19 protein-coding genes are annotated in these 22,020 nt (G+C 45.8%); 7 read left to right on the plus strand and 12 right to left on the minus strand.

What is annotated here, in order from left to right; translation table 11 throughout:
* Positions 1 to 145: 145 nt before the first annotated feature.
* Entirely contained in the window at positions 146 to 760 is a 615-nt protein-coding gene (gene ribA / locus JC525_RS15900) for a GTP cyclohydrolase II (RefSeq protein ID WP_198816706.1), read from the plus strand.
* 167 nt (positions 761 to 927) lie between these two features.
* On the plus strand, positions 928 to 2,376 hold the full coding sequence (locus JC525_RS15905; RefSeq protein WP_198816707.1) for a DUF3300 domain-containing protein: 1,449 nt from the start codon (positions 928 to 930) through the stop codon (positions 2,374 to 2,376).
* Positions 2,377 to 2,465: 89 nt separating this feature from the next.
* On the opposite strand, the gene JC525_RS15910 is transcribed toward JC525_RS15905, so the two are convergent.
* A complete protein-coding gene (locus JC525_RS15910) occupies positions 2,466 to 3,344 on the minus strand; it encodes an ATP-grasp domain-containing protein (protein WP_198816708.1) in 879 nt (292 codons plus the stop codon).
* Between the two features lie 158 nt (positions 3,345 to 3,502).
* On the opposite strand from JC525_RS15910, the gene JC525_RS15915 reads away from it, so the two are divergent.
* From JC525_RS15915 to JC525_RS15925, 3 genes are all read left to right on the plus strand, one after another.
* Positions 3,503 to 4,984 (plus strand): methyl-accepting chemotaxis protein, encoded by a 1,482-nt coding sequence (locus JC525_RS15915; RefSeq protein WP_198816709.1) that lies wholly within the window; start codon positions 3,503 to 3,505, stop codon positions 4,982 to 4,984.
* 31 nt (positions 4,985 to 5,015) lie between these two features.
* Entirely contained in the window at positions 5,016 to 5,534 is a 519-nt protein-coding gene (locus JC525_RS15920) for a DUF6436 domain-containing protein (protein WP_198816710.1), read from the plus strand.
* A gap of 121 nt (positions 5,535 to 5,655) precedes the next feature.
* Positions 5,656 to 6,399 carry a MauE/DoxX family redox-associated membrane protein gene (locus JC525_RS15925; protein ID WP_198816711.1) on the plus strand — a complete coding sequence of 248 codons (744 nt, stop codon included), beginning with the start codon at positions 5,656 to 5,658 and terminating at the stop codon, positions 6,397 to 6,399.
* A 40-nt stretch (positions 6,400 to 6,439) separates the two neighbouring features.
* On the opposite strand, the gene JC525_RS15930 is transcribed toward JC525_RS15925, so the two are convergent.
* From JC525_RS15930 to JC525_RS15955, 6 genes are all read right to left on the minus strand, one after another.
* Positions 6,440 to 7,420, minus strand: a complete 981-nt coding sequence (locus JC525_RS15930; protein ID WP_198816712.1) for a histone deacetylase family protein — start codon at positions 7,418 to 7,420, stop codon at positions 6,440 to 6,442.
* Positions 7,417 to 9,258 carry a bifunctional acetyl-CoA hydrolase/transferase family protein/GNAT family N-acetyltransferase gene (locus tag JC525_RS15935; RefSeq protein WP_198816713.1) on the minus strand — a complete coding sequence of 614 codons (1,842 nt, stop codon included), beginning with the start codon at positions 9,256 to 9,258 and terminating at the stop codon, positions 7,417 to 7,419. The genes JC525_RS15930 and JC525_RS15935 overlap by 4 nt, the downstream gene beginning before the upstream one ends.
* 236 nt (positions 9,259 to 9,494) lie before the next feature.
* Entirely contained in the window at positions 9,495 to 9,992 is a 498-nt protein-coding gene (locus tag JC525_RS15940; protein WP_198816714.1) for a YqiA/YcfP family alpha/beta fold hydrolase, read from the minus strand.
* A 55-nt stretch (positions 9,993 to 10,047) separates the two neighbouring features.
* On the minus strand, positions 10,048 to 13,149 hold the full coding sequence (locus JC525_RS15945) for an efflux RND transporter permease subunit (RefSeq protein WP_198816715.1): 3,102 nt from the start codon (positions 13,147 to 13,149) through the stop codon (positions 10,048 to 10,050).
* Between the two features lie 21 nt (positions 13,150 to 13,170).
* Positions 13,171 to 14,316, minus strand: coding sequence for an efflux RND transporter periplasmic adaptor subunit (locus JC525_RS15950; RefSeq protein WP_198816716.1), 1,146 nt, complete (start codon positions 14,314 to 14,316; stop codon positions 13,171 to 13,173).
* Between the two features lie 309 nt (positions 14,317 to 14,625).
* Positions 14,626 to 15,330 (minus strand): DNA-J related domain-containing protein, encoded by a 705-nt coding sequence (locus tag JC525_RS15955; RefSeq protein ID WP_332874125.1) that lies wholly within the window; start codon positions 15,328 to 15,330, stop codon positions 14,626 to 14,628.
* Between the two features lie 127 nt (positions 15,331 to 15,457).
* On the opposite strand from JC525_RS15955, the gene JC525_RS15960 reads away from it, so the two are divergent.
* Entirely contained in the window at positions 15,458 to 16,174 is a 717-nt protein-coding gene (locus JC525_RS15960; protein WP_198816717.1) for a DUF1499 domain-containing protein, read from the plus strand.
* A 125-nt stretch (positions 16,175 to 16,299) separates the two neighbouring features.
* Here the strand turns inward: JC525_RS15960 and JC525_RS15965 are convergent, their stop codons facing one another.
* Both JC525_RS15965 and JC525_RS15970 read right to left on the minus strand, forming a co-directional pair.
* The gene (locus tag JC525_RS15965; protein ID WP_198816718.1) at positions 16,300 to 16,617 is read right to left on the minus strand and encodes a DMT family transporter; all 318 of its coding nucleotides are present in this window, start codon (positions 16,615 to 16,617) and stop codon (positions 16,300 to 16,302) included.
* A 102-nt stretch (positions 16,618 to 16,719) separates the two neighbouring features.
* On the minus strand, positions 16,720 to 17,322 hold the full coding sequence (locus tag JC525_RS15970; RefSeq protein WP_198816719.1) for a LysE/ArgO family amino acid transporter: 603 nt from the start codon (positions 17,320 to 17,322) through the stop codon (positions 16,720 to 16,722).
* A gap of 195 nt (positions 17,323 to 17,517) precedes the next feature.
* Between JC525_RS15970 and JC525_RS15975 the strand changes: the two genes are divergently transcribed.
* The gene (locus JC525_RS15975) at positions 17,518 to 18,402 is read left to right on the plus strand and encodes an ArgP/LysG family DNA-binding transcriptional regulator (protein ID WP_198816720.1); all 885 of its coding nucleotides are present in this window, start codon (positions 17,518 to 17,520) and stop codon (positions 18,400 to 18,402) included.
* A gap of 7 nt (positions 18,403 to 18,409) precedes the next feature.
* Here JC525_RS15975 and JC525_RS15980 read toward each other — a convergent pair whose 3' ends face one another.
* The 3 genes from JC525_RS15980 to JC525_RS15990 all read right to left on the minus strand — a co-directional run bounded on the left by JC525_RS15980 (position 18,410) and on the right by JC525_RS15990 (position 21,817).
* Positions 18,410 to 19,954 carry a GGDEF domain-containing protein gene (locus tag JC525_RS15980; protein ID WP_198816721.1) on the minus strand — a complete coding sequence of 515 codons (1,545 nt, stop codon included), beginning with the start codon at positions 19,952 to 19,954 and terminating at the stop codon, positions 18,410 to 18,412.
* Positions 19,955 to 20,148: 194 nt separating this feature from the next.
* Positions 20,149 to 21,357 (minus strand): diguanylate phosphodiesterase, encoded by a 1,209-nt coding sequence (locus tag JC525_RS15985; RefSeq protein ID WP_332874126.1) that lies wholly within the window; start codon positions 21,355 to 21,357, stop codon positions 20,149 to 20,151.
* Between the two features lie 148 nt (positions 21,358 to 21,505).
* Complete coding sequence (locus JC525_RS15990) at positions 21,506 to 21,817, minus strand: hypothetical protein (protein WP_233095246.1); 312 nt, start codon at positions 21,815 to 21,817, stop codon at positions 21,506 to 21,508.
* Positions 21,818 to 22,020 lie beyond the last annotated feature (203 nt).

Consider the following 22,020-nt stretch of genomic DNA (forward strand, 5'->3'; position numbering starts at 1 on the left):
ACCTGCGGTAACACGCCGCGATTACGAACATTTAAATCTCGCTGAGTAGGTAATTATCTATGCGGACTGGTATACTTAAATGGTAGACTTGTAAAAAAAGAAGTCATCCCCACTTAATGCCTACTGTTGACAGTGTAGAAGTAACATGAGTAGCAAACAGCCTAAATACGAATATGTCAGTACCGCCAAGTTACCCACGCGTATGGGAGACTTTAAAATACACGGTTTTGTAGAAGCCAGTGGACAAGAGCACGTCGCGCTTTCCTATGGTGAATGGAAAGAGGATGACGTTGTTCCTATTCGTATTCATTCTGAGTGCTTAACCGGTGACTCTTTATTTAGCACTCGATGTGACTGTGGTTTTCAGCTGGAAAAAGCCATGCAGAATATTGTCGATAACGGTTACGGTGTGTTGCTGTATTTACGACAGGAAGGGCGTGGCATTGGCCTTCTAAACAAGATCCGCGCTTATAATCTTCAAGACAGCGGCATGGACACGGTGGAGGCGAACGAGCACCTTGGTTTTGATGCCGACTTGCGAAGTTATGACATCTGCAAACTTATGCTTGATACGCTCAATGTGAAGCACGTTGAGCTGATGACTAACAACCCTAAAAAGTTGGCCGCGCTTAAGGCGTTAGGTATTGACGTGGTAAGAAGAAAGCCAATCGACCACGGTATTACCAAAGACAACAAACACTATTTGAAAACGAAAACAGAAAAATTAGGTCACGCATTCGACCCTCACGTTTTTAAATAACACGGCGATAAACCGGCCCTCCTCATATTCTTCTTTAAAGCGCCCATGTTAAGTGGGCGTTTTCTATTCAGCTTCGGTTAATCATGGCGTAGTTATAACGTATACAGACTTACCACATTGCACACAACGAATGACTTTTTCATCGCTGCGCAATGTAAGGAGAATGTATGAAAAACATAGCCCTAACTGTGATAGTAGCACTTTCTAGTGCCACTGTTATTCCTGCACTGGCGCAATCGAGCACAAATTTGACCCAAGCCACAGCGTCCATCGAGCAACACTCTGATGCGCAGCTAGACAGCGTGCTTGCCCCTATTGCACTTTACCCCGACACCCTGCTCACCCATATATTGATTGCTTCAACCTACCCTCTAGATGTGGTGGCTGCCGACCGTTGGCGTCAAAGCAACAAGCACTTAACGCCTGAGCAAGTAGAAAACGTACTGACCAGTGTTTCTTGGGATCCCAGTGTGAAAGCACTCGCACCTTTTACCGAGCTGCTAAACACCATGGCCAATGATCTTGACTGGTTGCAGCAGCTTGGCGATAACGTGCTTATTGATCAAAGCCGCGTGCTCGACCGTGTGCAAGTGTTGCGTCAACACGCACACAATACAGGTAACTTAGTAACCAATGACTACATTGAAGTGGAAACCGAGCGGGAAAACACGAGGGAAATTATCTATATAGAGCCTCGTCAACGCGAAGTCGTTTACGTACCTTATTACGATCCACACGCAGTGTATGGGCATTGGTGGCATGCTACCTCGCCTGTGCACTGGCGACATCATGTGGGCTATCACCATCATAGCAATGTATTTTGGTCACCCAGTATTCGCCTTTCGACGTTCTTCTTTTTTGGCGGTGTTCACTGGCACAGTCGGCACGTGGTCATACACCGTGAACCCGTGCGTCGCTATTATCACGGGAGCCCGAGAAAACGCGTGATCAATCGAGAGTATCGTCGATGGGAGCACAATACGGCGCATCGCCGAGCACGTTACGCTAACCATGTGGTCCATAGCGCGCCTTCACGCTATAAAAAAGCTAACCAAAGGCGAGAACAACATGTATCGAATAAGCAAGTTAGAACAATTAACTCTCCTACTCGCCACGGGGAAAAACACGCGGGCAAGCTAGCTACGCACACTCTCGATAAGGTTCCTGCAACGCGCATTATTGAGCCCAAAACAGTATCGCCACTGAGGGAAAGTCGATTTAAAAATGGGCAAGGCACGGTAAACCGCAAACAATCTATTGAGCACGCGTTAAAGCGTAATCAGGCAGTGGCGAAAATTAGCAAGCCAACGAAGGAAAACACTTTAGCAAAGCTAAAAAAAGATAAGCCTGCCCGCATTGCGTCTGATGCGAAAGCGCCAAAGCGGATAGAGCAAAACACTCGGGAGCCACGCTTGCCGAAACAATACACCAACAAAGAACGAGTGGTGAGAGCAAGCCCGCAACCACGCTCTGTGGCAAAAGAGAGTAGTAAACCCAAGCGCATTCAGCGAACTAGCAATGCTAATACACGGTCAGTAAAACAAAATGGTAACTCGCAAAAACAGGTTATGCGGGTTGACCGAAGTGTTGCTCAAAGAAACTATGAAAAGCGTTAGAACTTCTATGGGGCCGCTAGCTAGGACACAAGCGCTAGCTAGCAACCAGCGCCTCTTTTAAGATATAAGCCTCAGACGCAATTACATGGTTACTTATTGGTTGCTGCTTCATGGAATGTCAAAAGTGCTTCAACAAAGCGCACCGGGGAGTCTTCATCTAAATTAAAGTACAAAGAGGGCTCAATTAACTCTAGCTCCATAATGGCCCAATTGTCATCCTGTCGCACCAAATCAACACGAGCGTAAAGCGCATTGCAGGGCATAGCTGAAAGCGCCTTTTCAGCGATGGCGAGTTGAACATTATCTACACTAACCGTTTGCAAGCTTCCGCCGTGCTCTTCTTGCACGCGAAAGTCTCCTTTTTGTGGCACTTTCCTAATGGCATGACTGAACGCACCGCCAAAATAAAACAATGAGTATTCACCTTCTTCCACAATGTTAGATAGAAAAGGCTGGATCATAAAGCCTCGGTGCTCAAAGGTGTTGCTTAGAACACCAGCGCTTTCTTTCCAGGTTTCGCGTTCAAGCTTAAACGTGTCGTCAGCATTAGCACTTAAAACGGGTTTTATGACTATCGTGTCACTGTTAAATTCGTCAAACGCCTTATTTATAACATCGTTATTAAATGTGCTTTCCCATATTGTTTTCACAATGGGAATACCTGTACATTCAAGGTCTTTGAGATAATGCTTCTCTATATTCCATTGCATCAGCCTCAAAGGGTTTAACAGCGTCGCGTCTGATGCGTCTATCTTTTTTAGACAGGCAACAAATGCATCGGCGTATTGCTGATAATCCCATGTACTTCGCACGATAACATAGTCAAAACGACTCCAGTTTTCAGAATTCGTATGCCATGATACGGTTTCCACGTTCCAACCTTTTTGATTGAAATGTGGCACCAATAATTCGTCATACACAAAGAAGTCTTCAAGATTATCAGTGGAAAGAAAAGCAACCGAAGGCATGTAACTCTCCTTAAAACATAACGCTGGGCCTTTAAAATAAAGGCGACTAGACAAAAGTTAAATGGTTAAAAAACGTCAGTTTTCGTAAAATAGCGAAAATTAGCACAGTTTGAACTTCTCACCTACAATTTCAGTTCAAATACTCGTCGGAGAATGACATGCAGTACCCTTGGCTTCTTGATGGACACAAGATTTTTCGAGTAGTGATCGTTGTTCAGCTTATCATTGCTGTGGCGATTGGCCTCTTTACCGGAGAATTACTGCCAGCATTCATTTTTGGTGTTCCGATTGCCGCCGTGCCTTTGGTGTTAAGCTTTCAGGACCCTTATTCTTCATTGAGTCGTCAGGCAATGGCAATAGGCGTACAGTTGCTTACGGCGTTACACATACACCAGTCATTTGGCTTAATTGAAATTCATTTTGAAATTTTCGTGCTGCTTGCGTTTTTATCCTGCTTTAGAGATTGGAAAGTCGTCGCTACGGGTACCGCAGTAGTTGCTGTTCATCATATCTCATTTTTCTTGTTGCAAGCCGGCGGCGCACCACTTTTCATTTTTGAAGAAGGTCATGTCACTTTCCCAATCCTTCTGATGCATGCTGCTTTTGCATTAGCTGAAGGTGGCGTATTAATGTACATAGCCAAACAAAGCCACCAAGAGGGTGCAGGTGCAGCAGAACTGCGGTTAGCCATTGAAACGATGCAGAAAAGCGATGGAAAGCTTGATTTGGGTGTAGCGCTCAACCGCAGACATAAAATTATTAGACCATTTGCCGAGCTTATCGACCAAGTTAGAGCGTTAGTAGAATTAGCTTCAAACCTTACCGAAGATGTTGTCCGCGGATGCGGAAAAATGGAGCATGCCGCCAATAACATGTTTGAGATAAGTCGCAATACCGACCAAGAGATTGCGATGGTGTCTGCATCGTCTGAAGAAATTGCACAAACTATGCAGCTTTCTACAGAACAAACTACCCTAGCTAGCGACAAAGCATCATCCGCTGAGGCATCTTCACGAAGCACTCGTGATACCATTTCTAACACCAGTCATACCATCGACTCATTGCGCAGTACATTGAATGCGGCAGCGCAGACAAATTCAGCGCTCAATGAACAATGCTCTCATATCTCAGAGGCGATGCGCTCAATAACCGCAGTTGCAGAGCAAACCAATCTTCTCGCATTAAACGCAGCTATTGAATCAGCGCGTGCGGGTGAACATGGTCGGGGTTTTGCCGTAGTAGCAGACGAAGTTCGTACCCTTGCAATCCGTTCTAAAGAAAGCGCAGATCAGATTACCAGTATTACTGAGCAATTGGTTGCGCAAACAGCAAGTTCAGTTGAACAAATGCAAAGCTGCATTACGCTCGTTGATGAAGCGGTCATTTCCAGTAACGATGCTACCGCTGCCATGACCGAGATCATGCGACAAATCCGTGATGCAAGCGAGAGCATGACGGAGATCGCTACATCGGCAATGGAACAGGAAACCGCATCAGCTTCTATTGCAGAGAGTACAGCTCGCTTGAGCGAGTTTACCTCTGAAGAACTTGCCACCGCAGAGTCTCTTGCGAAAGAAGTTGAGGTGTTATCAGAGATTTCAAAACGCATGCGAAACGCCATTGAGCGTTTCAAATTGTAATGTGTAACCTTGCTTCTAAGCCTTAGACCGTATGCGTACACGTTGGGGCTGGGCGCTTTTGATGTTATGGGCGGTGAGTTTGCTTACCGCCCTGCTAGTTTATGGACAGCGCCAACTGTCGTTATTTGACCCAGATGGAAACCTCCTTCACCTTACTACCGCGGCGGAATTCGACACACAGCTTGTAAAAGTGCTTAATCAGGCCAGTATCAAAGCAGGCACTATTGTGCACGTAGGCACGTCCTCTCGATGCTATTGTGAATCTTTGACCACACCCCACCAAAGCGAGCTCCTAAACAAGCTTGGTACCAGTTATGAAATGGTGCGCGTTAACGTAGAAGATGTGCCAGAGTTACAAAAAATGATACCTGCCGTACCCGCACTGATTATACTGGACGAACACAGCCACCTGCGTTACCTAGGCCCTTATGCCACGGGCTACGGCTGTTTTACCGGTAAAGACCTCGTTGATCAAATCGTGGGCTACACCACACAATCCCCATACAATGGCGCAGTGATTAATACCGACGCCGAAGGCTGCTTTTGCTAACGACTGGCACAAATTGTGTAAGTTCTATTGATAACGTTAATTGCCGCATAATCTGCAACAAAATGTGCGCATTTTTTACTCACTCAATGAGTATGCGGGCAAGGTTTACAAGGAGCCGATGATGTCAAAACACGCTACGCTTTACCGTATGGTTACTCCCAATCATATCTGTCCATTCGGATTAAAGTCGAAAGACCTGTTAGAAAGGCAAGGTTTCACCGTTGACGATCATCATCTAACAAGCCGCAGCGAAACCGACACATTTAAAGAAAAGTATGATGTAAAAACCACGCCTCAAACGTTCATTGATGATAAGCGCATAGGTGGTTACGACGACTTACGAGATTACTTTAACTTAAAGCAAGAAAGTGAATTTGGCTCTCGGTACACGCCTATTATTGTCATTTTCTCGTTAGCGGCTCTGATAGTAGCTGCACTAATGATAAAAGGCAGTATAGCAGTGGGTATAGCGCCTTTTGTAATGAACTTCATCGGTATCGCCATGGTGATGCTTGCGCTACAAAAACTGCAAGACCTGGTCGCTTTCTCAAACCAGTTTATCACCTACGATTTGTTAGCAATGAGACACGTTCGCTACGCTTATGTATATCCCTTTGCTGAGGCCTATGCTGGTTTAGGTATGCTCTCAGGTCTGCCAGCACTTATGGTATCGCCCATTTCTATTTTCATCGGAGCAATCGGCGCGGTATCCGTTATAAAGGCAGTGTATGTAGATAAACGGGAGCTTAAATGCGCATGCGTCGGCGGTAATTCAGACCTGCCCTTAGGTTTTATCTCCCTAACAGAAAACGTGGCGATGTTTGGTGCTGGCTTATATATGCTAGTCAACTGGCTAGCCAATTAACACCGCTAGTTTGTTACAGATAATACGGTACACGTCGCTCTTAAGAGGTCACTGATGAAGGGCGACTCATCCCCTTGATATGCGATACTACGCTGCGCCCCAGCGCGCTTAAATCATAGCCCCCTTCCAGCATGCTAACAATGCGACCATGGCAGCACTCATCGGCGATGAAACGCAATTGCTCGCTTATCCAGAAGTAATCATCCTCAACCAAGCGCAAATGGGCCATGGGATCTTCTGCATGGGCATCAAAGCCTGCAGAGATGAGAATAAGCTCTGGTTGGAAATTGCGAAGTGCATTAAACCAATGCTGCACTTTTTCTCTAAACACATCCCCTGTGGCGCCAGCCTCAAGAGGTACAGATAATATGTTACTCGCTGACACTGGTGAGCCGCTATGCGGGTAGAACGGGTGCTGAAAGCTACTACACAGCATTATGCGCTGATCACCTGCAACAATTTGTTCGGTACCGTTGCCGTGATGAACATCGAAGTCGATTATGGCTACCCGCTTTAACGCATAGCTTTGAAGGGCATAGCGTGCAGCAATAACTATGTTATTAAATACACAAAAACCCATGGCGCTGTCGTAGGTAGCGTGGTGACCAGGTGGCCTGGTTGCACAAAAGGCTTGCCTATCATCGCCATCCATAACCCAATCTACGGCGTTGCAGCCTGCACCCGCCGATTCCAAAGCAGCGGTTAAACTGTGGCGCATTAGTCCGGTGTCTTCATCGAGCCAAGCCACGCTGTCTTTACTCTCCGAATACTGGGTTTTTTCATGATCGCTGAACATCGCTTGCGCTGCATGCGCAAACACGCTTTTTACATAGTAAGGATCATGCGCCAGCGACAGGTGAGCTTCAGCAATCGGTGTGGCGTCAGCGTGCTCACACACCATTTCTAGACCAGAGGAAAGCAGCTGGTCGTCTATGGCAAATAAACGGTCGGGTGACTCTGGGTGGTCTTTACCTAAATCGTGTTTTGTACCGTGCTTGCCTCGAAATATTTTTACTGTCATGTCAATGATGCCACATCTAGAACTAACTCTATATCACTGGGGTCACCAGTGAACTTTCTTTTGAATTTCGCCTGCTCAAAAATGGCGATCATCGGGCTGTTGTCGCCGCGGACATAAGCCATCATCTTTGCTATGCCACGCACCTTTGCAACATTAATTAATTCATTTAAAAGCCGGCTCGCCATGCCTTTGCCTTGCTGGGTTTCCCGCGTTACAAAGGCCGCCTCACAAGTATTGTCATGCGGGTTGTAATAAAAACGGCCTACGGCGTGAATAGTAATGCGAGAGCCTTCTTGCCTCACAATACACAGCGCAGCGTCTGAACTTTGATCTACCGACACCAAGTTGCATGATTTCTCACGCGACATTTGCTTAGGGTCGTAGTTGTATCTAAGCCTGAGCGTCTCCTTAGTATGAGAATAGAAAAACTCTTGAAGACGCCTTTCATCCGCTGGATTCAATGGCCGCATGTAAAACGTCTCTCCCTGAATATTCAGCTTTTTAAGCTGAATAACGCCTAATTCAGGAATGTCGGTAGGGTATTTTTCTTGGTAATGAGGCACCCAGTAGTGCTGGCGAACATCCTCAAGTAGTGCCGCGCGAAATTTTGGATGCGCCACGCGAATAAGTTCAAGGGCTCGCTCTCGAATGCTTTTTCCTTTAAGCGATGCTATGCCGTACTCCGTTACAACATACTGCACATTCCCCCGCGAGGTGACGACGCCAGCGCCTTCGCTGATACGCGGGGTTATGCGAGAGATCGTTTCGTTTTTTGCAGTCGACGGCAGTGCGATAATTGCTTTACCGCCCTTACTAATAGACGCACCGGTGACAAAGTCCACCTGCCCGCCTATACCGCTGTAGAAATCGTACCCCAACGAGTCCGCCACCACTTGCCCGGTCAAATCAACTTCAAGTGCGCTGTTTATTGCAACCATGTTGTCGTTTTTCGCAATGTTGGTGGGTTTATTCACATAGCTACTAGGGTAAAACTCAATGTGTGGGTTACTGTCAATTAAGTCGTAAAGTTTACGGGTACCAATGGCAAAACTGGTCACAATTTTACCGGGGTGGAAGGTCTTCTTTTTATTTGTAATAGCGCCCGACTCTAGCAACTCAATAATACTGTCTGTGAGCATTTCACTGTGAATACCCAAATCCTTATGATTACACAGATATTTAAGGGTCGCGCTGGGGATTTTTCCGATACCAAATTGCAGCGTTGCGCCATCGTCAACAAGCATTGATACATACTGGCCAATACGCTCGGCAACCGAGTCAATCGGTGGCGGCGTTACTTCTACCAAAGGCTCTTCCGCTTCGATACAGGCAGTAATTTCGCTGATATGAATGTAGGAATGTCCGGCGGTTCTGGGAACTTGAGGATTAATTTGGGCAATCACTTTCTTGCTTTGCCTGATTGCTGACATAGCGATATCTACTGCCGGACCTAGAGAACAATAGCCAAACTCATCGGGGGGGCTTACATTCACTAAAGCTGCATCTAAGGCTAGGGTACCATCACTAAACAAACTTGATATTTCTGACAGGAAAACCGGGGTATAGTCTGCGCGTCCTTCATCGACAGCTTTACGCATGGCCTCTCCACCGATAAAGAAGGTATTTGCTTTAAACAAGTTTTTATATTCTTCTTTAACCCAGCGGGTATCACCTAATGCCAGCATATGCACAAGTTCTATGTCGCTAAAGCCTTCGCTGTGATCAATTAGATGCTGTACTAGCGCATGAGGAACCGACGCATTGCCGCCTACAAAGACGCGGCAGCCAGACTTTATTAAAGATGACCACTGTGGTGCTTGAGGTAAACTAAATGCCATATCCATCTGCCCTGTTTCTCGCAATATCTCATCATGCCATAAAAACAGACAATTTCCTGCATTTGCGCGAGCGCGCACTATAAGCGATTGGTCGTAGGCACCGTTAATCCTTCCCTACAAAAAAAGGCCCAGCAGTATTCGCTGCTAGGCCTTTCAAAAAATCATTGCCGAAGTACGCTTGGACTTAATTAACTTATCGTTTCGCTCATCACTGCAACCTTACAAGGTCACATTGACTAATAACGAAACTTTTCCAACCAGTTTCTGAAAAACGGTGAAATTACCGACTTACTATTTGCAAGGCGATGACCGTCATTCAACAATAAAAGCTGTGCTTTTTGATGACGGGCGTACTTAAGACTGTTTTCAATTGGAACAATATCATCATTCCAACCGTGCACCAGACTTACGTACCCATCATAGGGGAACCGTTGAATTTTATAATTCGGCAAATAAAGAGCAGGCGCCATAAGAAATACGCCTCTGGCTGATATTTGACTTGCCGCAGCCAAAGAGACATAACCGCCCATACTCGACCCAACTAAAACAACGTCATTGCACTTTTCGGCAATGGTTTCTTTTAAACGTTCTAGTCGGGCTTCAGGGCAGTCGAGGTCTTGATAGTCGATACTCTCTACACCAAAGCCCATATCACTCGCCACATTCGAAAGCGTGGTGATTTTGCTGCCCCAAGGGCCACTTTCTTTACCGTGAGAAAATACTACAGTGGTCATTACCAATATCCCTATTTTTTAAATAAGCGTTTTTTTCTCACTCTAGCGCACTTACTTATTGCTTGTCTTGTTTATGAAACAGTTTTTCTACCATTACATAAAACATGGGCACAAAGAAAATCGCTAAGAACGTGGCTGCAAACATGCCGCCCATCACCGCAATACCGATAGCATTTTGGCTTGCTGCACCAGCGCCGCTAGCTAATGCAAGGGGTGTTACCCCTAAAATAAACGCCATAGACGTCATCAATATAGGCCGGAAACGTTGCGACGCAGCGTTAGAAACAGCAGTCATCAAATCTTCACCATTTTCATACTGCTCTTTGGCAAATTCGACAATAAGAATGGCATTCTTTGCGGCCAGCCCGACTGTTGTCAAAAACGCGACCTGCAGATAAACATCATTAGGTAAATTAAAGATAAATGCGGCCGTTACTGAGCCTAAAATTCCAAGCGGTACAACCAACATAACAGCAAAGGGTACTGACCAACTCTCGTACAGTGCGGCCAAGCACAGGAAGACGATCAGAATCGAAAGTGCATAAAGCATCGGTGCCTGAGAGCCCGCTTCTTGTTCTTCGAAAGACAAACCAGACCATTCAATGGCAAAGCCCGGGGGTAACTGCTCTACCAGCTTCTTCATTTCGGCCATTGCCTCACCCGAAGAGATGCCCTCGGCAGCACTACCCTGAATATTTACTGAAGATATACCGTTAAACCGCTCTAGCTTGGGCGAACCATAAACCCACTCTGTGGTAGAAAAGGTGCTGAAAGCGACCATCTCACCATCGCTATTGCGTACAAACCATTTATCTAAGTCTTCAGGGGTCATGCGATGTGGCAAGTCTGCCTGCATATAAACTCGCTTAATACGACCCTTATCTATGAAATCATTGACGTAGCTGGAGCCCCACGCTATTTGAAGCGCGTTATTTATCTCGCTTAAATTCAGACCTAGGGCTGATGCTTTCTCGCTATCAATGTTAATTTTAAACTGAGGCACATCGCTTAACCCGTTTGGACGTACGCCTGAAAGCTTAGGATTTTGTGCGGCCATACCTAAAAGTTGATTTCGCGCGTTCATCAAGGCTTCATGGCCATTTCCGCCTCTATCCACCAGCTGCATATCAAAACCTGTGGCGTTACCTAATTCCATGATCGGCGGAGGCACAATTGGAAAAGCCGATGCGTCTTGAATTTGACTGAAGGCGCCGAATGCTCTTTGCGTTACAGCAAAAGCTGAATTGTTTTCATCCCGCACACTCCAGTCATTGAAATTCAAAAACGCCATACCTGCATTTTGTGCCTGACCAGCGAAGCTAAAGCCAACCACAGCAAACATACCGTTTACCGCTTCTTGTTCTTCTTCAAGAATGTAGTCTTCAACCTGTTTAATAGCTTCAAGGGTTCGGCCGGCGGTGGCGCCCGGCGGCGTGCTGACTAGTATCATCATGCGGCCTTGGTCTTCATCAGGAAGAAATGCTCCGGGCAATTGACTAAAGATAAACACCATACCGCCCACTAATAACCCGTAAACAACGAAATAGCGTTTCGCTCGTTTGGCCATATGCGTCGTGGTGCGTTGATAGCGGTCGCGGCCTTTGTTGAACGTTCGGTTAAACCAGCCAAAGAAGCCTTTGTTCTTATCATGATCTTCCGGGTGTTTTTTCAACAAGGTGGCACATAACGATGGAGAAAGAATGATAGCAACTAGCACAGAAAACGCCATGGCTGACACAATCGTTACCGAGAACTGACGGTAAATAGCGCCAGCAGAACCACTAAAGAACGCCATGGGAATGAAAACGGTGGATAACACCGCAGCAATACCGACCAGTGCGCCTGTGATTTGTGTCATTGACTTCTTAGTGGCTTCGGCAGGCGATAAACCTTCCTCTTCCATAATTCGCTCAACGTTTTCCACCACAACAATGGCGTCATCGACCAACAGACCGATAGCAAGCACCATAGCGAACATGGTAAGCACGTTTATACTAAAACCAAAAGCAAGCAGCACAGCAAACGTACCAAGCAATACAACGGGTACCGCAATGGTAGGAATAAGCGTAGCACGCCAGTTCTGCAAGAAAAGTAGCATGACTAAGAACACCAGCACCACCGCTTCAATTAGCGTGTGTACCACCGACTCAATCGAGAGTTCAATGAACGGCGAACTATCAACGGGATACACCACTTTTACCGTATCAGGTAAATTTGAGCGCAGCTCTTCAACGCGGGCTTTCACCGCATTAATCGTGTCTAACGCATTAGCACCAGAGGCAAGACTAATGGCCATACCTGAGGCTGGTTTGCGATCGTAGCGAACAATAACATCATAGCTTTGTGCGCCAAGCTCTACGCGAGCTACATCACGCACGCGCACCTGAGAGCCATCGGTATTGACTCGAAGCACGATATTCTCAAAGTCTTCCGTCGTTTGAAGGCGACTCTGTGCCTGAATAGTTGCATTAATTTGTTGGTTTTCAATGGCCGGCATGCCACCCAACTGGCCTGCCGAAACATCAGTATTTTGAACTTGTACTGCGGCCTGTACGTCGGTAGGCGTTAGGTTATAGCTATACAGTTTGTCAGGATCTAACCAAATACGCATGGAGCGCTGTGCACCAAAGACACGCACATTACCCACGCCATTAACGCGCGAAATAGGATCTTGAAAACTAGACACCAGCATGTCGCTCAAGTCGTACTGTGTCATGGTGTCATCTTCTGAGTAGAACCCTACCGCCAGCGCAAATGCACTGTTCGCTTTGGTAACAGTTACCCCCTGCTGCTGAACTTGAGTAGGCAGAAGCGGCAACGCACCCTGTACCTTATTTTGTGTTTGAACCTGCGCAATATCTGGGTCTGTACCAGGCTCGAATGTCAGCGTAATCGACATAGTGCTGTTCGAGCTGCTTGCCGAGAAGTAACGCAAGTTATCAATGCCGGTTAGGCTTTGCTCAATAACTTGTGTCACGGAATTTTCAACGGTTTCTGCTGACGCTCCTGGATAAGATGCAGAGATGGTTACCGACGGTGGCGCCACCTTTGGATACTGCTCAATGGGCAGCGAAGTAATGGCTAGAACACCAGCCATCATAGTGATAATTGCCAACACCCATGCAAACACGGGCCTGTCTATGAAAAAACGAGCCATATTACTTAAATTCCTTGTTTGCTATCGAGAGCCACGTGATGACGGTTGCCACTCTGATGGGTTAACTTTCGCGCCGGGCTTAACCTTCTGATAACCGGTTACAATGACCTTCTCACCTTCGCTCACCCCGCTTTTTACCACATATTGGTCACGATATATTTTGCCAATGTCTAGGGTACGTCCTTCAACCTCATTGTTCTGATTTACGACATACACTGACAGTGAGCCATCTGGCTGACGGGTTGTGGCGCGCTGAGGCACTAACAACGCATTTTCGCGACCTGTAATCACATGACCTTTCACAAATAAGCCTGGAAGTAAAACGCCGTCGGGATTTGGCATTTCAGCACGAAGGGTAACTGAGCCTGTGGTTTCATCCACGGTGACTTCAGAAAACTTTACACTACCGGTCTGGCCGTAGCGCTCACCTGTCACCTCGTCTACCGTCACTTCGACGTCCATCGAGCCCTGCTTGCGCATAGACTGACGCAGGGTGATGATAGAAGAACCAGACTCCTGCATATCGATATACACTGGGTCTAACTGAGTTATTGTTGCTAATTGCTGCGCTTGATTTGTGGTAACCAGGGTACCTTCGGTAACAAACGAGCGACTAATACGGCCACTAATAGGTGCGTAAACCTTGGTATAGCCCATATTCACTTTTGCCACATCAACCGCGGCCTCTGCTACGCTTATCGCTGCCTGCGCCTGATCCTTTTGGGCAATAACATCATCGTACTCTTGCTTACTCACGGCATTTTGCGCAACTAAATCATCGTAACGACGGGCCTTTGCTTCCAATGTTTTAAGGTTTGCTTCTACACTCTTAAGATCGGCTTTAGCACTATTTAATTGTGCAAGGTAACGTGCCTCATCAATTTGATAAAGCTGCTGGCCTTTCTCTACATGAGCACCTTCTTCAAATAAACGGTCAGTGATAACGCCGTCTACCTGTGGACGAACCTGAGACTGTCGAGACGGGCTCACCCGCCCTGGCAACACCATTTCATGTACTACAGGTTGTTTTTTCAGTGTAACCACCGATACCGACGGCGCTGGCATGCCTTGCTGAGCACCCGCCTGTGCCTGTTCACCCTCGTTTGAACACCCAACAACAGCAATCATTGTCATCAGTGCTGCAGTAACATAAAAAATGCGACCCATAAATTTTCAATTTCCCAATAACTTTTACAGAGCGCGACACGTGCTCTGTATTTCCAATATAAACCCAGTGATTTGTGCTTGCGATACGCCGCGTCTTTTGAGCTGACCGAAATCTCAATAATAAAGCGCGGTGGAGACTCGACATAACAAGCACTATTTATTACGAATCTAAACGTAGATAGCTCATATTGTGCGCATTTATACATCACAATAAAAGAGAATGAAGTTGAAGTTACCGATGTTGTCGGTCAATCACCGGAGGGTTTGTACTTTATACGAATAATACGAAATCATTAAGGCACAGATGTCCTATTTAAACGAATAATATTGTAAAAGCACGTGATAGGCGTGGATTACATTTTGCGCTTTTTCCTGCTCACCGCCCTTGTCAGGGTGCACTAACTGAAGGTTTTTCTTGTACGCGCGCTTCAATAAAGCGAGCGTCATGGTTCCTTCTTCACACAAGCCCAGCAACTGGTGTGCCTCATCAATTTCACCCGGCTGCACAACCGTGATCTTTTCCCCTGCCATTCGCTGCCAGAATTCATCGAGCAAATTATCAACGCTGTTGCGGTCCGCATTCTCAAAATTAGACCAATCCAAATAGTAATCAGCGAGGGTATCGACCTCTTCTAACTGCGCACGGTGAACTGTGCCGTCGCGTTTTTTCTCTACTACCGATTGTTTAGCTACCAACTTAATATTGAGCGCGTGAATACTGAGTTCACCCTCGTCTACTCTACGCCAGTAACGTCTAAGCTTATAAAGCACATGGAACAAAACAAAATGTGTTTTAAACAGTACCAGAGGGTCTCGAAGTGCATCTTCATCGAAAAATCGATAAGGCGCCTTTTTTAACAATTCAATGAGATCGTATTCGCTTATTCCTTCTGTAAATAACGCTTTTTGCGTCGACAATATATCAAACAGCAAGTCAGCGTGCTGAGCGCCTATGCTTTCATTGTCGGTATGAGCTTGCACGTTACTTTTCTCCAGCTTGACAGTGGTGACCACTGATTGCTTCCCACAATATAGTACTTCAAACAACAACAGCGATATTTATTACGAGAAACTAATCCAAAAGACCCGATTGACTGTTAAAGTAGGTTGCTCAAACAAAAATAACAACCTTGGAGTTCACTTGAAAGCACTCATTGCCCTTACCAGTATCGTTGGATTTCTCATGGTCGTATTGCCCGGCCCACTTTATCAATACGCAGGCGTGAGCCTAGGCACAGCATTTACCTCATTGCGCTTTGGCGTCTATGTAGGTGGTGCCGCCATAATACTGATCATTTTGCAGGTATTAATTAATCGTAAAAACGTGAGTTGGGGAAGTACGCTAATATGTGCGATCTTGGCTTTAGTTGCGGTTGCCATGCCCGTTAGCATGATGAGTAAAGCGAGCGCTGTTCCGCCAATTCATGATATCACCACCGATGTTACGAACCCGCCACAATTCGTGGCCATTGCGCCACTTCGAGAAGGTGCGCCTAATTCTGTTGCCTATGAAGGCGGCGATGTAACCAAACAGCAGCTTGAAGCATACCCTGAAATCAAAACGCAGCTTCTTCCACAACCCATCAACGAAGTATATGTCGCTGCCGAAAACGCGATTGCGGCGCTAGGTTGGGAACAAGTCACCGAAGGTGCTTTACCCAATACCCTTGAAGCGACTGACACCACCACGTGGTTTGGATTCAAAGACGACGTTGTGATAAGGCTCACGGCGAAAAGCGATGACACCTTGGTTGATGTGCGCAGTAAATCACGAGTAGGAAAAAGTGATTTAGGTAAAAATGCAGAGCGTATTGAAACCTTTATGGCCGAACTTAGAAACCAGCTGGGCTACAACTAAGTTTTACGCATTGCCTGTTTATGTGCGGCGCATACCAAACGAAAAAGCCCGACAGGACAACACTGTCGGGCTTTTTTAAGGTTAGCTGATTAGTAGCTCAGCTTTCACTACTTCGATAACTGACGCTAATGCGCGAGTTTCAACACTATCACGCCCGCAACAATAAGTGCGACGCCAAAATAACGTGCCAGTGACGCAGGGTCGCCATAAAACATAACGCCAACTAAAAACGTGCCTGCCGCTCCAATTCCCGTCCATACCGCATAGGCAGTACCAATAGGAATGTGTTTTTGTGCCATCCACAGGCAAAAGCCACTGGCGGCCATAAACCCAATCGCAAGCAAGATACCCATTACTCGGGTCTCCGCCTCCTGCGACATCTTCAGTCCAACAGGCCAGCCGATTTCCAGTAGGCCAGCAACAATCAAATACATCCAGCTCACTACTCTATCCTTTTGCGTGCGCACATATCAGCATTAGGGTAACAGTTAAGACTCAAATGAAAACTCTACGCGTCTTGAAATTGGGTTACCTAACGTTTTTATTTACAGACTTGCCAATTGAAGGCTGACCATGCCCAAAACTGCCGCATTTAACCGGTTGAACCAGCGCCAAAAGTTCGGACGCTGCATATGATGCGCAAAGCGTGCAGTCAGCGTACTTAAACCAATGAACCAAACAATTGATGCACCAATGGCTCCGCCAACGAACCACCATTTGTTTTCCTGCCACTGACTTGCCAAATTACCCATTAGCAACAAGGTATCTAAATAAAAATGGGGGTTCAGCCACGTCACTGCTAGCGCGATTAACAGGGCTTTTTTGAACGACAGCTGTTTCTTCGCCATTTGCAAAACTAACGCATCATTTGCCATAGACGATTTAATTTTGTTGACGGCAATCCATAACAAGAATGCTACGCCAGCCCATTTAGTAATGGTGACGAGCATTGGGTATTCTTGCAGTAACAGGCCAAACCCCATAGCTCCCAGGCTTATGGATATTGCGTCACTTAAGATGAATAGGAGCACAAATAAGCTTGTCCACTGTCGCTTCATCGATTGCTCGATAAGAAAGCTATTTTGCGCACCTACCGCGATGATAAGGGTTCCGCCCATCACGAAACCACTTGTTACTGCCGCTAACATGTTACCTGCCTCTTAAGTAAAACAATTATAAAATTTAAAACGTACTGGTTGCCCCAGCTTTAAAAGCAAAGATGCTGTACAACCAAATAATTGCCTTGATTTTATACACCTTGGAGGACTAAATTAAATTAATGATATTTGTTTTTGATAAGCAAAATTAATATTTATAACCTTCTTTTCACAGGTGGCTTTCTTATGCTTGATTATGATGCGTTGCGGTGTTTTCACGAAGTGCTTCGCTATGGTGGCTTTGAGAAAGGAGCTCAGGCCCTCAACCTTACTCAATCTGCAGTCTCGCAAAAGATTAAACGGCTAGAGCAAAGCGTCGGTGGCCCGGTTATGGTGCGAACAAAGCCCTTAAAGCCCACACCGCTGGGCAAAGAACTGCTAGCGCACATACAAAAGGTTAGCGTATTAGAAGAAGCGTTAAACATTAAAAGCGGGCTTGAAGCCTCGGCAGCACCGCTAAGTGTAGCGGTGAACAATGATGTATTGGCGACGTGGTTTTCCCAAGTGATGGCCGCATTTTGTGACAAGCGAGCTAACCCTGTTCATATCGTTAATGCAGACCAAACACAAACACGTGATATTCTTCAGCAGGGGCGCGTTATGGCCTGCATAAGCCAAACGGGTACACCGGTCACCGGCGGCCAGTCATTAAGGCTGGGCACTATGCGCTATCAACTTTACGCGTCTCCCCGCTTCATTGAGCGCTATTTGCACAAAGGCATATCACCGGCACGTGTTATGGAAACACCAGGGTTACTTTACGATGAATATGATGTCACCTTACTTACCGACTATCAGAGGGAATGCCTTAACATTGCGCCAACCTTCACCTCCTGTCATTGGTACCCCTCATCTCATGGGTTTGTAAAAATGGCATTAGATGGCGTGGTGTGGGCGCTACTTCCAACACTACAAGTTGCGCAAGAGGTAGAAAAAGGTGAACTTGTTCCACTATTTCCTAAGCAGGAATTAGGCGTGCCTCTATTCTGGCACTGGACAACCCTTGAGTCTGCTGCACTTGCAGATTTAACCAGAGCGGTTAAACACATAGCCAAAGCTCAGTTAATATAGGAACTGGTTAAGAGGCCACGGGGGCCTCGTCTTTTTTCTGCGCTTTAACGTGATACATTATTTTATCCGCTTTATCCAGCAAACTGGTTAAATCCTTACATCGCTCTTGAGTGATATAGGCGCCAACACTGGCTGTTACGGGTATAACATAGTTATCTGTTCTAATGTCTCTGCCATTCAAACTAACTTCTACGCGAGCCGCTAAACGCTCCGACTGCCCTTCACTGTAACAATGACTCAACACCACAAATTCGTCACCACCCAAACGACCAACTGCATCCTGTTCTCGACATCGACTCTTTAAAATCTTGGCAATAACCTGAAGCACTTTATCTCCGGCATGGTGACCATATTGATCGTTGATTTCCTTGAAATGATCAACATCAATAAAGAGAAGCGTAAGGTACCCTCGCTCCTTGTTGTAAGTAGACAACATAGTATTCGCCATGCTTTCCCAGCCGCTGCGATTGAGCACGTTACACAAAGCATCTGTCGAAGCTCGCTTAAAAGCTCCCACTCTATCATCGTCTAGTTTTTTTACTTTTCTGCATGTCGCCATCGCAAAAATAAACGCTTCCAGCGTGATACCAACAACCAGACCGTATCGATACATAAATTCTGACGTGTCTACAAAGACCAAACGGAAAAGCATGGTGAGCACCATTACCGCGATGCCAGTCATAACAAGGGCTGAGCAGTGAACTTTTCGATACGTGGCATATACGCAACTTGATAGCGTACCTGTCATAGTGATTAGCGTTATCAGACTCAGCATGTGATTAACAAGTGCTGCCCCACTGTAAGGAAGTACGAGTTGCAACAGAGATAACGCTAAAGCTGTATTCGCCATTCCAAGTAAGAAATGACGCTGCCAACCCATTAATAACACTTTGAAATCGAGTAGTTGATCAAGAAATCTAACAGCAGCAAAAACAGTGAGCCCAGCAAACAACAAAATAAGCTTAAAATTGGAAAAAAGACTTATATCGGGGAAAACAATGTTTAACAGTCCCTCTTGAAGGGAAAAAAAAATGGCCGCACTGAACACGTAAAAACTGTAGGAATAAAAGCCATAGTTGCGCATGCTGCTTCCTAACATGCCTACGTAAAGCACAAGCGCGAAGCAAAAACCAATAAACAAGCTCATGGTAAGGGTGTGAATAGAAGAAAATCTTTGATAATCGGCTAGCGTAGAGACATTTAACGTTAAAAACCTTTCAACTTGAGAGCTTAAGTCTAAGTAAAATAGCTTATTTGATGGGTCGAGCGGGTAAGCTTCAAAAGCGCCAGGGAGGGCGGAGATTTTGCGCATGTCCTTATCATATAGCTGATTGAACGAGATGAAATTATCAGAAAAATAAAGTATGTGGGGCGAGTCAATATCACAGACAAAAGAAAAACGCTGCTGCCCCGCCTCTACCGGCACCTTAGCGGTAATAGCAAACCCATCTTCTCCGGCCATTTCACATGCAGCGAACCCTTGAAAACTAACGACTAATAGTCCGAGGCAAAGCCATAAGCGGGAAAAAACGTTTGAGACATTACTTGTCATAAATGAATTCCTACCGGTACTACTGCCAAATCCGTGTAGCAAGCATATCCCTGTAAAACATCACATAAGGAGTGTTATGCACCGCGGGTCTTAATGATAAATTTAATACCTGTAAAGCCTAGTTGAGAAATTAGAAAACACAGCAAAATCTCACCAAAGGTTAACTCAGCGGCTAGGTTTGATAAGGTTTCCTGCTAGAGAGTTTCGCCGCCATCCACCTTAAATTTGACCTCTGCAATACCGTTAAGACAAGGCTTTGCAAATAAAAACCCTTGGAATCTTTGCACGCCTATGTGTTGTAACCACAACCACTCTTCTATTGTCTCTACCCCCTCAACGACAAGCGGAATCCCCATTGCATTAGCAAACTCTAACACCGCTTCAGTAATAGCTTGCCGATGGCCATTCTCGTGAATTCCTGTGGTAATTTTTCTGTCTAACTTTATTTTGTCTGGGGAAAAGTCAGCAAGCAGCGATAGCCCTGCGTAGCCGGCGCCAAAATCGTCTATCGCAATTTTAATGCCGCGAGACCGAACGCGCTCAACGGCTTCGAAAAAAGCGTCGTTCTCTTTGATTATTTCTGTTTCTGTCACCTCCAGCACTAACTGTTCTGGCTTGAGTCCACTTTCTCCTAGTAACTTACATAAATATTCGCCTACATCGGGCAAGTAAGTCATTGCGCCGGGACATAAATTAATAGAAAGTGACTGGGATGGGTTGAGTAACTTCGCTCCTTGAGCAATAGCAATGGCTTTGCTTTCAAGGTCAAACTTATACTTCTCTTCACCGTCTAAACAATCGAGGATCGCTTCAGGAAATTCGCCATCGTCACTTCTTATCAAGGCTTCTAATGACGTAATTTTGCCTTTAAAGGTATCGATGATTGGCTGAAACGCAAATTGGATGTGTGAGTTCTCAAACTGAGCAATCGAGGTAGCGGCAGTTGTTATCTTAGCACTTATACTCTTGCGTTCTGAATCGCTCAAACAGTTACGCCACCTTCCAGAGGCAAAGCTGTTTAATAGCGCAAACATTCTCCCCTCTCGATTAAGTGTGAGGTCTGGTGGTAGCCAGTAGCAACGACTGCCTTCATTCACCGTCAGCGCTCTCAATAACCATTCACCAAAGTCTCTTTTATGAACGACAAGTTCAGTCACCTTGACGATATTGGTATGCCGGCTGTCTCCTTTGATGTGTTCGTAAAGCGCGTGAACGACGTCACTCTTCCCTTCAAGTACCTGAAAAAAATATTCACCATCAAACAGCAAGATACCTGTAATGTTGTTTTCTCGATTAAAAGGTATAGAGTCTGATGTGATCTTGAGTAAGTCATCCTCACTAAACTTTGCTGTTGCCTTGCTTCTATAAACCAGCTGTTTAAGCACTAATGCTGCCCCGCTCACTTTATGTTACTACTTTCCATGTGGTGGATTTACCATGCATTGAATGGTATGCAGCCAGGTTTTGTTCCTGTCGACACTATTCCAGTATAGACATGACTTAGCCAACTCTCCAACGTAAATTGACACGTCTACAGCAGTGACGGGAGTTCTAGCGTCTTTCTATCGCTGGAATTTCTAAGTACGCGTCTGGATCTGACGCTTTCAATGCATCGAGCTTTCGTTTTCTGTCGGCACGTTCTTCAATGGTTTCGCCAAACACGTTTATGTGCAGGTCGGCAATTAACGTTTTCGCTTCTTCCTTAGTGAGCAGCCCCATTAATTCGCCCGCGTGCATAAAGCCTTGCACTCTGTATTTGTCTGTATCGACGTTTTTACCCGCTTTACTTGCCAAATATAAACGCATTAACTGCGTTGTACATGCGTCTACAAAACGCGCTTTGTCACTCTGACTGGACATCATTCTATTCCTTTAAGACAGACGCTAAAACTCTACCTTAGCGAGTTTCAGCGTATATTGATAGATAACTACGTATGTTAGATGACACGTTTAACTGCCTTATTTACAATAATTTTCAACTAAAGTTCATTGGTACAAATGCCGCATGAGACCTACGCTTAAGCAGGTGAACTGACCTTTATGTGCGTGTTCATAGCAGCCAGTCC

Source organism: Alteromonas sp. IB21 (genome assembly GCF_016405965.1).
Lineage (GTDB): Bacteria > Pseudomonadota > Gammaproteobacteria > Enterobacterales > Alteromonadaceae > Alteromonas.